Source organism: Maribacter aquivivus, from assembly GCF_900142175.1.
GTDB lineage: Bacteria > Bacteroidota > Bacteroidia > Flavobacteriales > Flavobacteriaceae > Maribacter > Maribacter aquivivus.
In genome coordinates this window covers 181,109-194,221 of the sequence record NZ_FQZX01000001.1, presented here as the reverse complement: position 1 = coordinate 194,221, position 13,113 = coordinate 181,109, and the positions used below count along the sequence as shown (strand labels likewise).

Annotated in this window: 9 protein-coding genes; 3 read left to right on the top strand and 6 right to left on the bottom strand. The window is 36.1% G+C overall.

Annotated features, from left to right (window positions below; translation table 11 throughout):
• Nucleotides 1-16 precede the first annotated feature (16 nt).
• Nucleotides 17-559, bottom strand: coding sequence for a DUF4287 domain-containing protein (locus tag BUC31_RS00795; RefSeq protein WP_073240474.1), 543 nt, complete (start codon nucleotides 557-559; stop codon nucleotides 17-19).
• A gap of 251 nt (nucleotides 560-810) precedes the next feature.
• Between BUC31_RS00795 and BUC31_RS00790 the strand changes: the two genes are divergently transcribed.
• Genes BUC31_RS00790 through BUC31_RS00780 form a run of 3 tightly spaced genes read left to right on the top strand, consistent with a single transcriptional unit; the run spans nucleotide 811 to nucleotide 7,600 of the window.
• Entirely contained in the window at nucleotides 811-4,134 is a 3,324-nt protein-coding gene (locus BUC31_RS00790) for a transglutaminase family protein (RefSeq protein ID WP_073240473.1), read from the top strand.
• Between the two features lie 11 nt (nucleotides 4,135-4,145).
• Nucleotides 4,146-6,707 (top strand): circularly permuted type 2 ATP-grasp protein, encoded by a 2,562-nt coding sequence (locus BUC31_RS00785; protein WP_073240472.1) that lies wholly within the window; start codon nucleotides 4,146-4,148, stop codon nucleotides 6,705-6,707.
• Between the two features lie 2 nt (nucleotides 6,708-6,709).
• Nucleotides 6,710-7,600, top strand: a complete 891-nt coding sequence (locus tag BUC31_RS00780; RefSeq protein ID WP_073240471.1) for a transglutaminase family protein — start codon at nucleotides 6,710-6,712, stop codon at nucleotides 7,598-7,600.
• Nucleotides 7,601-7,673: 73 nt separating this feature from the next.
• On the opposite strand, the gene BUC31_RS00775 is transcribed toward BUC31_RS00780, so the two are convergent.
• The 5 genes from BUC31_RS00775 to BUC31_RS00755 all read right to left on the bottom strand — a co-directional run bounded on the left by BUC31_RS00775 (nucleotide 7,674) and on the right by BUC31_RS00755 (nucleotide 13,086).
• Complete coding sequence (locus tag BUC31_RS00775) at nucleotides 7,674-8,396, bottom strand: hypothetical protein (RefSeq protein ID WP_073240470.1); 723 nt, start codon at nucleotides 8,394-8,396, stop codon at nucleotides 7,674-7,676.
• Between the two features lie 207 nt (nucleotides 8,397-8,603).
• Complete coding sequence (locus tag BUC31_RS00770) at nucleotides 8,604-9,269, bottom strand: response regulator (RefSeq protein ID WP_073240469.1); 666 nt, start codon at nucleotides 9,267-9,269, stop codon at nucleotides 8,604-8,606.
• A gap of 3 nt (nucleotides 9,270-9,272) precedes the next feature.
• On the bottom strand, nucleotides 9,273-10,934 hold the full coding sequence (locus tag BUC31_RS00765; protein ID WP_073240468.1) for a tetratricopeptide repeat-containing sensor histidine kinase: 1,662 nt from the start codon (nucleotides 10,932-10,934) through the stop codon (nucleotides 9,273-9,275).
• 255 nt (nucleotides 10,935-11,189) lie between these two features.
• Complete coding sequence (locus BUC31_RS00760; RefSeq protein WP_073240467.1) at nucleotides 11,190-11,858, bottom strand: bifunctional 4-hydroxy-2-oxoglutarate aldolase/2-dehydro-3-deoxy-phosphogluconate aldolase; 669 nt, start codon at nucleotides 11,856-11,858, stop codon at nucleotides 11,190-11,192.
• Nucleotides 11,859-11,865: 7 nt separating this feature from the next.
• A complete protein-coding gene (locus BUC31_RS00755) occupies nucleotides 11,866-13,086 on the bottom strand; it encodes a 6-phosphofructokinase (protein WP_073240466.1) in 1,221 nt (406 codons plus the stop codon).
• Nucleotides 13,087-13,113 lie beyond the last annotated feature (27 nt).

Here is a 13,113-nt window from a genome sequence, read left to right as displayed (position 1 = left end):
CAAGAACTAAACAAACTTACTCCGCTTTTTCATAAGCCTCCTTCAACCAAGCAATTAATTCATCATTCACTTGGTTAGCTCCAGTAATTTGAACTCTATGTGTACACATTGAACCAAATGGTCCAGATGATTCTAGTCGGTTAGCGGTAGGCTTATCTTTGATTTTGAGTCCGAGGTCTATTCTTGTTTTGGTTGCAGGTTTTATTAGTGCAAATTGTTTTTTGCGAATAATACTTACGGTGGTTTTTTTAGGTGTGATCGTAACATCACCACCTAAACTTTTTACAACGTTTAAAAGTGCTTCGTAAATTGGGATTAGGTTTTCCTTGCCTTTAAATTGTTGGTGAACCAAATCAGCTGGTGAATTGTTCTCCTCTTTGGACAAGGTGACTATGGTATTAGCAAAACCGTGTGTAACTCCATGCTCCTTTTTTAGAAAATTGACACCTTCAGAATGTTTGGTAAACGATTTCGTTTTTAAAACAACTTTCCATTCGTTTAAAGATTTGCCCGTTTTCTCGGGCATATTATCAATCATGGTTTGCAGTGCCTTTTCCATTTTTTTAAGGTTTGGTTGAAGATATCAAAGTACAAAAATTAAAAGTTTTTTAATGTACTTCTCTTAAATCATCGCCCTTGCTCCATTATCCCATCCAAAGAAAAAACAACAATTCTATCATCACATTAAGAATCTATCAATAAAAATCGCTGCAACTCTAATATGTATAAAAATTTGGCGATTAAGACATTGTGTTCTGTAATTGCTGATATTAGTGCTTATATTAGGTAGTACTGAAATCCCACCACATTATGGCATTAAAAGTTGCAATTAAACACAAGACGAAATATATCTATGATAGAAGTATAAATCTATCTCCTCACATATTCAGGTTACGCCCTGCGCCACATAGTAGAACACCTATAGAGGCGTATTCAATAAAAATAAAACCAGAGAATCATTTCTTTAATTGGCAGCAAGATCCATTTGGTAATTACATGGCTCGTATCGTGTTCCCAGATAAGACCACTGAACTTTCTGTTGATGTAGAAATCATTGCAGATTTAAAGACCATTAATCCGTTCGATTTTTTCGTAGAAGAAGCTTGTGAAGAGTTTCCTTTTAAGTATTCTGAAGAAGCTAAAAAGGAGCTTTTACCTTATTTAGAAAAAGTGGAAAGTGGTCCGTTATTAAAAGAGTATCTCTCTAAAATAGATTTAACTCCGCTTAGAAGTATCGATTTCTTAATAAATCTTAATAGCAACTTGTATACTTACCTGAACTATACCTTACGTATGGAGCCTGGTGTGCAAACATGTGAAGAAACGCTAGAGGCTAAATTGGGTTCTTGTAGAGATTTTGCTTGGCTATTGGTACAAGTACTTCGTCATTTAGGTTTGGCGGCACGTTTTGTGTCAGGATATTTAGTGCAATTGAAATCAGATGAAAAATCATTGGACGGTCCGTCTGGTCCTGAAGAAGATTTTACAGATTTACATGCATGGGCAGAAGTATATTTACCAGGAGCAGGATGGGTAGGTTTAGATCCCACATCTGGTCTTTTTACTGGTGAAGGTCATATACCGTTGGCTTGTACACCTTCTTATGAAAGTGCAGCCCCCGTAAGCGGATTCACAGATTTTGCAGAAACCACCTTTGAATTCGATAATTCGGTTACTAGAATATTCGAATCTCCGAGGGTGACAAAACCATATACCGATGAGCAATGGAACGCTATTTACAATCTTGGCTTTAAGGTAGAAGAAGAACTACAGGCAAATGATGTTCGTTTAACCATGGGTGGTGAGCCTACGTTCGTTTCTATAGATGATATGGAGTCTGAAGAGTGGAATACTGCTGCAGATGGTGAACATAAAAGAGAATTGGCAAGTAAATTATCTATTAGATTATTAGAGGTTTTTGGTAAAGGCGGATTGTTGCATCACGCGCAAGGTAAATGGTACCCGGGTGAAGCGCTACCTAGATGGTTAATTGGCATACATTGGAGAAAAGACGGAAAACCAATTTGGAAAGACCCAAGCTTATTGGCATCATTTTCTGAGGAATATAAAATGCCTAGGAATATTACCAAACGATTTTTAAAGACTTTGGGTGGCTATTTGGGTTGTAAAACCAATAGTATAATTCCTGCTTATGAAGATGCTTTTTATTTCTTGTGGGAAGAGGGAAAACTACCTGTAGATGTAAACCCGAAAAAATATAATAAAGACGATAGCCACCTTCGTAGAAAATTAGGGGAGATTTTAGAACAAGGTTTAGGCAAAACGGTAGGTCATGTATACCCGTTAATTAAAAAAGAGGATAAATGGATTACCAATAAATGGGAGTTCAGAAATAAGAATTTGTTGCTTACTCCAGGTAATTCGGCAATTGGCTTGCGTTTGCCTTTAGCCGCATTACCAAAAGACCCACCAATTCCGTCAGAGCCAACGGCAGAGGTAGAGCTGTTTGAAAATACTCCAGATTTACCAACAACTGGCGATGCTTTACAAAAGCGAATGAAGTTAAAATCTACTTCGCACCCAAGAAAGCACCCTTATGTACGTACAGCAATTTGCGCGGAGGTTCGTGAGAAAAAATTATTTTTATACTTACCGCCGTTAGACAGTGCAGAAGACTTTTTAGATTTGGTAGCATGTATTGAAGCTACTGCGAAAGAATTAAAAGTGCCTGTTATTTTGGAGGGTTACGAACCGCCAAGAGATAATAGGTTAGAGGTGTTAAAGGTGACACCTGATCCAGGGGTGATCGAGGTAAATGTGCATCCGGCAAAAAACTGGCAAGAATTAACAGATAATACGTTGACACTTTATGCCGAAGCCAAACAAGCCCGTTTAGGAACAGAAAAATTTATGTTAGATGGCAAACACACCGGTACAGGTGGTGGTAACCATGTAACCTTGGGCGGCGTAACGCCAGCTGATAGTCCGCTATTACGAAACCCTCAATTATTACGTAGCCTATTAACATTCTGGCAGCATCACCCAGGCTTATCTTACCTATTTTCAGGTGCATTTATAGGGCCTACAAGTCAAGCGCCACGAGTAGATGAGGCAAGATTAGAGAATTTGTACGAACTTGAAATCGCCTTTTCTCAAATACCAGACGATAAAGAAGTGCCGTTTTGGATTACCGACCGATTATTCCGTCACCTATTAACAGATATTACGGGAAACACCCACAGGGCAGAATTCTGTATAGATAAATTATACTCGCCAGATTCTTCTTCTGGTCGCTTAGGTATATTAGAACTACGTGCTTTTGATATGCCACCACATGCACAAATGAGCTTAATGCAAATGTTACTGGTACGTACTTTAGTATCTTGGTTTTGGAAAAAACCGTATAAGCATGATTTGGTACGTTGGGGTACAGAGTTGCATGATAAGTTCTTGCTAGAGCATTATGTAAAAGAAGATATAAAAGATATCGTAACGCAATTGAATGACGCGGGTTATCCGTTTAAGCTAGATTGGTTTGATCCATTTTTTGAATTCCGTTTTCCATTATACGGTATGGTAGAAATAAATTCAATTCAGATGGAATTGCGTATGGCGATAGAACCTTGGAATGTGCTTGGGGAAGAAATGACCGGTGGTGGTACATCGCGTTATGTAGATTCTTCATTAGAACGTGTACAGGTAAAAGTGAATAATTTTAATAGTAAGCGATATATATTGACCTGTAATGGGGTAAAAATAGAGCTCAGCTCAACCGGTACAAAAGGAGAGTATGTTGCTGGTGTTCGTTTCAAAGCATGGGAACCATGGTCGGCATTACACCCAACTATCGGTGTAGACACTCCGCTAGTTTTCGATATTGTTGATGATTGGAACAAGAAGTCTATTGGTGGTTGTACATATTTTGTAGCGCACCCAGGTGGGCGTTCTTATGATACATACCCTGTAAACAGTTTAGAAGCAGAATCGCGCAGAATCAACAGATTTTGGGATATTGGGGTAACACAAGATGCGGTAACACCTACAGAATTGGTCGCTTCAACAAATTTTACGGGTAGAATGGTAGAACCTAAGTCAGGTTCAAATACATTTGTATACAAAGAGATGCCGATTAACCCAGAGTATCCGCATGTAACAGATTTACGTAAGAAGTAATTGAAGAGGTAATGCCAACAACAAAAACGCGCTGGTTTAATAATTATGATACCCAAAAGGGCAATGATGAAATGTATTCATTGAACAATGGAATGAAGCCCTATTGGAATAAATTATTAACCGAATTTGACACTTTAGGAATAACAGGATTGACCGCCCGTCAAAAAGATATTGACTGGTTGTTATCAGAGAACGGTGTCACCTATAATGTTTATAATGACCCAAAAGGTTTACATAGACCTTGGAACCTGAACGTGGTTCCTTTTATGTTGCACCAAGATGAGTGGACAAAAGTAGAGGCAGGCTTAAAGCAAAGGGCAGAATTGCTCAATTTGGTTCTTAAAGATGTCTATGGCGAACGAAAGCTGATAAAAAATGGCATTGTGCCCTATGAGGTTATTTATGGTCACCGTGGTTTTCTAAGGCAATGTTCTGGTATGGAACTTAAAATAGAACAGTATCTATCCATTTATGCAGCAGATCTTTGCCGTGGTACAGATGGGCGATTGTGGGTAGTAAATGATCGTACAGAAGCACCTTCAGGTATGGGGTATGCATTGGAGAATAGATCTACTACTAGTAGAATTCTTTCAGATATGTACGCCGAAATGAAGGTAAAGCGATTGTCTGGCTTCTTTCAAGAATTCAATCAAATGCTTATTGATGCGGCGCCTGGTAAAAAAGAAAATCCTACAATTGTAATTCTTACACCCGGTTCACATAACGAAACGTATTTTGAGCATGCCTATATGGCTTCGTTCTTAGGCTACCCGTTAGTTCAGGGTAATGACTTAGTAGTGAGAGATGGTTTTCTGTGGATGAAATCATTGCAAGGTTTAAAGCAGATAGATGTCGTTTTACGTAGAGTAGACGATGCGTTTACAGATCCCTTAGAACTGCGTGAAGATTCCCATTTGGGCGTTGCCGGATTACTAGATGTAGTACGAAGAAAAAATGTAGCTGTCATCAATCCTATTGGAAGCGGGGTAATTGAAAATCCAGGATTGATTCCATTCATGCCTGCAATTGCAAAGTATTTTTTGAAGGAAGAATTAAAATTACCTCAGATTGCGTCTTGGTGGTGTGGACAAGAGAAAGAAAGAAACTATGTACTAGAGCATATATCTGAATTGGTAATAAAGAGAATAGATCGCACCAATAGAGAGAGTATATACTTTTGTGAGCAAATGAGCGCTAAAGAATTAGAAGAGCTTAAAAAAGTTATTATAGAGCGCCCTTATCGTTTTGTTGCGCAAGAGCGAATTAATTTTTCAACCGCACCTAATCTTTCCAAAGATAAACTAGAACCTAGAAATGTGGTCGCTAGATCATTTTGTATCGCATCAAAAGGTGAGTATTCTGTTATGCCTGGCGGTTTGGTACGAGTAGCACCCGATGGCGAAACTGTAAGAGTTTCAAACCAAAGAGGAGGTACCAGTAAAGATTTTTGGATTTTAGATGATGCAGAAATAAAAGAAGATAAAAATAGGCATTGGCAAAAGAAATCATCGATAGCTATTTCTGGTCTTGATGATCTACCAAGCTTAACAGCAGAGAATTTATATTGGGCAGGTCGTTATGTAGGTCGTACATTGGTCAATGCACGATTTTTGCGTACGGTAATGCGCCAAATGGCAATAGTGCAGAATAGAGATGAAAAGCCAGATTCTGAGAAGCTTAAAGTACTGTTTAAGGCAGTTACTCAGTTAACGGGCACATACCCAGGTTTTGTAGAAAAGGATAAGAACGGTAAGCTGGCAATGGATAATCCGTATGAAGAAATGTTGTCGGTAATTCTTGATAAAAACAGAATAGGTAGTTTGGCACATACCATTAGTATGTTCGGGAACTCCTATTATTCCATCCGTAATTTATGGTCCTCGGATATGTGGCGTGTATTTGAGAATATCCAAAAAATTTGGAACTCCTTGGTAGATGGTGATGATCACTCCATAAATAAAATTCTCAAAGTCCTAAATCAATTGATTACACGTTTAATTGCATTTATGGGATTGATTGAAGAAAGCATTATGGTACAACAAGGTTTGTTGTTATACTTCATAGGCTTACAATTAGAGCAAAGCACTTTAAATATTACCAAATGCAGAGCCTTATTGACTATAAAATATGATGAGCAGGTTGAGTATGATTTGCTTGAGTATTTATTGACCAGTCATGAAAGCTTAAATATTTATAGATACAGTTATCGCTCTCATATAGAGTTGGCACATGTGTTAGATTTGGTAGTGTTAGATTTAGATTATGCGCGATCGTTAACTTTTATGATCAATCGCATTCAAAAAGATATTGCACGTTTACCACATTCTAAACATGACCATCAATTAAATAATTATCAAAAGTATATTTTCGAGGCATTTTCTAAGTTGAGGTTGGCAGAGTCTACAAAGTTGGCAATGACCAAATCAGAAACAGATTTTAAACGTGAAGATTTAGATACGCTTTTAGAGGAGCTTTCAGATTTGTTGTACAAGGCATCGCAGTCCATTTCCAACACCTATTTCAATCATACAGACAAGCAGACCCAATTGTTTACGCAGTCTTTTCCTATTTGATTATGATATTTAACGTTACACATATTACTAAGTACGATTATAATGCTCCTGTAAGCTATTGTCATAATATAGCAACGCTACGCCCAAGAGAATCTAAAGGGCAAGAGTTGTTGGAATACAGTATTGATATTTCGCCAGAACCGGCAGAAATAAGTGAGCGAGTAGATTTTTTCGGTAATTATATTACCCGTTTTTCTATACAGACAGAACATAAAACCTTAAAGGTTACTACTCGGAGTAAAATTAAAAGAGCATACGCTCAGTTTCAAGAATCTTTCAATAGTGATGCCTGTAAGAGTATAACGATGAACGATGCATTGGCAGCATTAAATGGCATGCACCCAGAAATTCTAGAGGCTAAGCAATACATATTAGAATCTATTTTTATAAGAAGAACAGATAAGGCGATACGTGATTATGCTGAGGTTTCTTTTAAAGGGGATAGGTCTGTATTTGAAGCCGCTTATGAATTGATGCAACGTATTTATACAGATTTTGATTTTGATTCAGAATTCTCCACAATATCTACTCCGATAGAAGAGGTAATGAAAGAGAAGAAGGGTGTCTGTCAAGATTTCGCCCAAATTGCCATTGCCTGCATACGTTCGGTTGGTTTACCAGCTAGGTATATAAGTGGGTATATAGAAACATTACCTGCCCCGGGTAAAAAGAAGTTGGTAGGTGCAGATGCATCGCATGCATGGTTCGCTATTTTTATACCAGGTTTTGGTTGGGTAGATTTTGACCCTACCAATAACCAAATACCCAAAGACCAGCATATTGTAGTAGGTTGGGGTAGAGATTATTATGATGTACCGCCTTTAAAAGGAGTAGTGTATGGTAGTGGTCAGAGTAAATTGCATGTATCGGTTGATATTGCAGCGGTGGTTTAATATTACCATTTACAACGCTCCATGTATACTTTTATTGATATTGCTTTTGGTTAAGGAGCTTGCTTATTTATTACTATTCTTCAAAAAAGAATTCATGTAATTCAATTAAACTGCTTCTTTTTATTTGAACTAGGTCTCCGGTATCTTTTAGGAAAATGCCTAATGATTTTTCGTTGTAAACAAATTTCATCTCATTAGAATAATCGGTTACTACATACATATCTCCTGAAAGTTGATAAAACGGGATGGACATTTTATTTTTAAGCCTAACTCCTTTATTAACTATTCTTCCATTAGTTATAGTAGATTCGACTTCTGAATTATTTGTTTCGCCTGATGCAACTTTTACATAAGAAATCATCATGTTTGTCCATTCTGCTTCATCAATTAAAAACCATTTTATTTTATTGAAATCAATTCCGTATTCGTTGATCCAGCCATGACTGGTAAAACCTAGTAAAACTTGCTTTTTTCCATCTAATTCTGGTTTGTCTGTTGGTACAAATTCCTGAATTTTAAAGGTGATGACAGATGCAGAAGACATATCCTTAAGTTTTTTGCCATCAAAATCTATTGTTTTTAATGAAAAGCTAGTAATGTTAGGGTTATTCGCTAGTAACCATTCTGTTGCTGTTAATTCAGCACGCTCTTTCATTTGCTCTACAGCAGCAACTCCTGCACCTATTGCTGCCAATGCGCCAACTGCACCAGCGACTACAGCACCATTATCTTGAGCTTGATTTTCATTAGGAATTAAAATAGTAAGGATGAATAAAATCAGAATTAATTTGCGCATAATTATTAGTAAGTAGTTGATTTAAAAAAAATAGGCCATACCCACCAAATCGGTTAGTTCCCCCGAAATACCTTTTCGGTAGGATGGCCATAGCATTAATGTTATAGTTATTGACTAGTGTTTATTCTTATTTTTAAGTACGGCCAAATTAATACCATTCAATGAAAAAGCATTACGGTTTTCCGTAATGTGATGTAATATTCAGTATTAAATCAGCCCTAAATCTTTCACAATAGCCACTAGGTGTATGGCATTGTTGGCATTGAATTGAATACGCAATTTATTTAATCGTTTTTCAATAGAACTTAAGCTAGCAGGTGAAATATTTTCTTTTCTATATAAAGCGCTAATCTCATCTTGAGATAATCCTTTACTAAGATGATCTAGAAGAGAAATATCGTAATCATCTATCTCTAGTTCATTTTCACTACTAAATGCGTTAGCCACTTCAGGAGATAAAAAGGTATTGCCTTCAGCTATTTCATTGATAGCTTGGGTAAGATTTTTGAGTCCGTCTCTACTCTTACATACATAAGCATCAATATGATGTTGGTTAAATAGCGTTCTTACGGCTTGTAATCTATCTTCAACAGAATACACAATTACTTTTAATTCTGGAAATTCCGTTTTCAATTTTTCTACTAGTGAATGCCCAGAGGTGTAGGTTTGTGATCTGTGGTCTACTTTAAAAGATAGGTCAGAAATAACCAAATCAAAAGATTCACCATCTAGGTTGGCTCTTTTAACTTTTAGGTAGGCATCATCACAATACTGTACTTGGTCTATTTGTGAAATCCCTAATTCGGTCAGTAATGAAAATACACCTTTGTTGATGTCTTCCATATCTTCCGCGATTAAAACTTTTTTGAACATGCGTTAAATTATTATTGATGCCTTAAAGCCATCACCTTGCTTAGATTCAAAATTAATAGTTCCATTTAAAGAAGCGATACGGGATTCCGTATGTTGGAGTCCATTTTTTTTAAAAAGATCACAACCAACCCCATTGTCGCGGTAAATTATTTGAATTTTAGACCCTTCTTTTTTGAAAATTAGTGTAACAAATGATGCTTTGCTATGCTTGCGCATATTGGTCATAAGCTCTTGTAACACCCTATAAATAGCGGTTTTTTTATGTTCTGTTACAGTATTCCATGGCATTTTAGAAAGGTTGCGGGTAATCACATTTACCTTGTTATTTTTGTAGCCAAGCAATAGATCATTTAATTGAAGATCAAAATCATTTCTTAGGTCAATAGCGCTATTTTCTCTTGAAATATCTCTAGTTTTTGTATAAATCTTCTCCATTTCATCAATAACATTGCTGTCAACACCCGAATTATTTTCAAGTGAGGTCATCACTTTATACATGTCATTAGCTACTTCATCATGTACTTTTTTAGCAATTCTGGTTTCCGTTTTATAGATTTCTTCAATTTTAGCTTTACGGTATCTGTTGCGATAGATAAAATAAGAACCAACTAAGATTAAAAAAATGATGAAGGCTAGAGATTGATATGCAAGTCGTTTGCGAGATTCTATTTCTTGAAGTAAAATGCTGGCTTGGGTTTTTTTCTGTTCTTCAGCAACATTGTATTTTAGAAAAGCATTTTTGTTTTCTGCTATTTGTTTGGCATTTGTAATGCTGTCTGTCAGCTTTTTGTATTCATGAAGTAACGGGTTTCTATCCATATTCATAAGCGTTGAAATAGCTTCAAGCTTAAAGGAACTACTATTAATTTTACCTGATAAGGCTAATGCCTTCTCTGCATACATTTTCGCTATGGTAGTGTCTTTTTTATCGAGATAAAATTCAGCTAAATGGGTGTTGCTCGAGTGTTGACCAATAAAGTCATTATTTTTTTCGCGTAACTCTAATGCGTTTTTTAAATTTTGTAAACCTTCAGGTAAATTCAGTTTAGATTGTACTTGTCCTAAATTGTCTGCGACTAGAGCTAGTTCGTAGGTATTTAATTGTGCTTGTTTTTTATGTAGTAAAGTATAAATGTCAAGAGCTTTGATATAATCTAATTCGTCTTTATAAACATTTGCTTTATTGTTTAAAATAATAACGCTGTCCTTTAATTTATTCGCTATCTCTAAAGCCTTGTCAAAAGTTCTTATTGCTTCTGTAGGATTATTAGAAGTTCTATAAATTCGGCCTAGTTGGTTGTATAGTCCAACCCTAGAATCAATCAACGTGTCTTTAGTGCCCATTGATTCAATGATATTCAAAGCTTCTACTGCATGATTTTCGCTATTAAAGTTGTTTCCTATTTTAAACTCGGCAATAGACAATAGCCTTAAGTCATAAATAGCATTTAAGGTGTCATTTAGTTCTAAATCTTTATCTTTTTTTTTGGTAAAAAAATGAATGCCTGAGGGTAGGTCATTTGGTTCTGTAGGGTTTACAATGGCATTACGATAATAAATAGAATTATCAGAAGATGTTTGTGCTTTGGCGCTTAAAGAAAAGCTAAATGCAAAAACTATAATATTGCAAAGATGTATTATAAATGAAACCTTGTTGTATTTCATTCCTCTAATGTAGAAACTTTTTAGGTATTATGTTTTGAATTAGGATGTGGTTATTGGTTATATAAAATTATAACTCTGATTTTAAATGAGTTAATTAATAAGGAGAAGGGGTCTTGATATTAGGATAAACAAAAAGAGCACCAAACTTCAGCGTAATGCCAAAGTTTAAATGCCCTTTTCCAACTAACAACTTAAATATGCACTTTTAAAAGATGACACTGTATAGACTAAACTAAGCAGTGAGATCTTTATACTTTATGAACGCAACTTTTTAATAGTAGCCAAAGTATTTTTTACTAAAGCTTCTAAACCAGCGTAATCTTTATTTGCTAAAATGTCTTTACTAATAAGTTTTGATCCCATACCAACACAAGTAACACCTGCATCAAACCAACCTTTAAGGTTAGATTCATCTGTACTTACACCGCCGGTAGGCATAATGCTTGTCCAAGGTTGAGGTCCTTTAATACCTTTAACGAAACCAGGTCCGTAAAGGTCACCAGGGAATAATTTTACAATCTCACAGCCCATTTCTTCGGCTTTGTTGATTTCGGTCAATGACCCACAACCAGGAGACCATAATACTTTTCTACGGTTACAAACAATTGCAATATCTTCTCTTAAAGAAGGTGTTACAATAAAATTAGCACCAATAGACATATAGTATGAAGCGGCACCGGCATCTGTAATAGACCCTACACCCATAATCATACCTGGTAAGTTTTTGATAGCGTATTTGTTTAATTCTGAAAATACTTCGAAAGCGAAATCGCCACGAGCGGTAAATTCCATTAAACGTGCACCACCATCATAACAAGCTTGTAAAACCTTTTTACCTAATTCTACATCTGGGTGATAAAATAAAGGAACCATACCGGTTTCCTTCATTACGTTTGCTACTTCTATTCTTGAATATTGTGCCATTTATTTTTTATTTCTCAGTTAAAATTTTGTTGAAATCGTAGTCCGAAGGGTTTTCTACATATTTTTTTGCATCCTCATAATCGTCTTCACCTAAATAAAATAAGTTTTGCAAGCATAATTCTGCCAATTCTGAATTAATATCTACCAAACGAGGGGCAATTTTACCGTTCTCATCTTGAATTTCTGATAAGAATAGTGGCGTAATTTCACCTCTAGAATTCGCAGTAACCATACAACCACTTTTACCTTCGTCAAATAATTTTTTTACGCCAAGACCTAAAACCGTACATAAGGTAAGGTCAAAACCAATAGGCCTGCAACAACGTAATTCGTAGCCTAGTTCAACAGGTCTACTTTTGATATCAATACCTAACTCCTTTAATTTTTTTTGAACGAGCATATTAAAAATATGCGCTTTACTTACATTTCCTAATTCTGGGTGCCCATGGTCATCATAGGTGAATTTAATATCACATTTATTTAATTCAGAGTCTGGCATATTATGAAAAACCCCTTCACTAATTAGTGCGACACCGTAATTGATGTTTTCAATTTTACGTTTGATCATTGAAGAGATGACCATTCTTACTACCTTATCAAAGGTGATAGCAGTGCGGTCAAACATTTCTGGTATAATCATCATAGGGTAGTGGCAACTTGCTGCAATACCGAATGCCAAATGCCCTGCAGAACGACCCATGGTAGACATCACAAACCAGTTTTGACTGGTACGAGCATCTTCATAAGTAGTATTGCCAATACGTACACCTTCATCTTTTGCAGAATGAAAACCAAATGTTGGGTTTCTATCTGGTAACGGTAAATCGTTATCAATGGTTTTAGGTACGTGAATGTTAGCAATTGAAATACCTTCTTTCTTCAAAAAACCTGTAATTCTGTTGGCAGTAGAAGCAGTATCGTCACCACCAATACTTACCAACAGTTTTACATTATTATCAATAAACAGGTTAGTGTTTAGTTTTTCGTTTTTAGGTTTAAAACGGCTCATTATTAATGTAGAGCCACCTCTACTGAAAATCCTATCGGCATGGAAAAAATCGAATTCCTTGATTTGAGGATTTTCATCAAAAATTCCTTTAAAGCCTTCGTGTAATCCTAAAACGCGATAATCATCTTTTAAGAAAGCCTTTGCCACGGTACTGATTACGGTATTTATACCAGGTGCAGGACCGCCACCGCAAAGAATTAAAACAGATTTTTTCGACATTTTTAGTTTTTAGAAGTTCTAAAGCAA

Excerpts from the sequence above, each read along its gene's own strand:
- BUC31_RS00755 (WP_073240466.1), bottom strand. The coding sequence starts at position 13,086 with ATGTCGAAAAAATCTGTTTTAATTCTTTGCGGTGGCGGTCCTGCACCT.
- BUC31_RS00785 (WP_073240472.1), top strand. The coding sequence starts at position 4,146 with ATGCCAACAACAAAAACGCGCTGGTTTAATAATTATGATACCCAAAAG.
- BUC31_RS00760 (WP_073240467.1), bottom strand. The coding sequence starts at position 11,858 with ATGGCACAATATTCAAGAATAGAAGTAGCAAACGTAATGAAGGAAACC.
- BUC31_RS00790 (WP_073240473.1), top strand. The coding sequence starts at position 811 with ATGGCATTAAAAGTTGCAATTAAACACAAGACGAAATATATCTATGAT.
- BUC31_RS00780 (WP_073240471.1), top strand. The coding sequence starts at position 6,710 with ATGATATTTAACGTTACACATATTACTAAGTACGATTATAATGCTCCT.
- BUC31_RS00795 (WP_073240474.1), bottom strand. The coding sequence starts at position 559 with ATGGAAAAGGCACTGCAAACCATGATTGATAATATGCCCGAGAAAACG.
- BUC31_RS00770 (WP_073240469.1), bottom strand. The coding sequence starts at position 9,269 with ATGTTCAAAAAAGTTTTAATCGCGGAAGATATGGAAGACATCAACAAA.
- BUC31_RS00765 (WP_073240468.1), bottom strand. The coding sequence starts at position 10,934 with ATGAAATACAACAAGGTTTCATTTATAATACATCTTTGCAATATTATA.
- BUC31_RS00775 (WP_073240470.1), bottom strand. The coding sequence starts at position 8,396 with ATGCGCAAATTAATTCTGATTTTATTCATCCTTACTATTTTAATTCCT.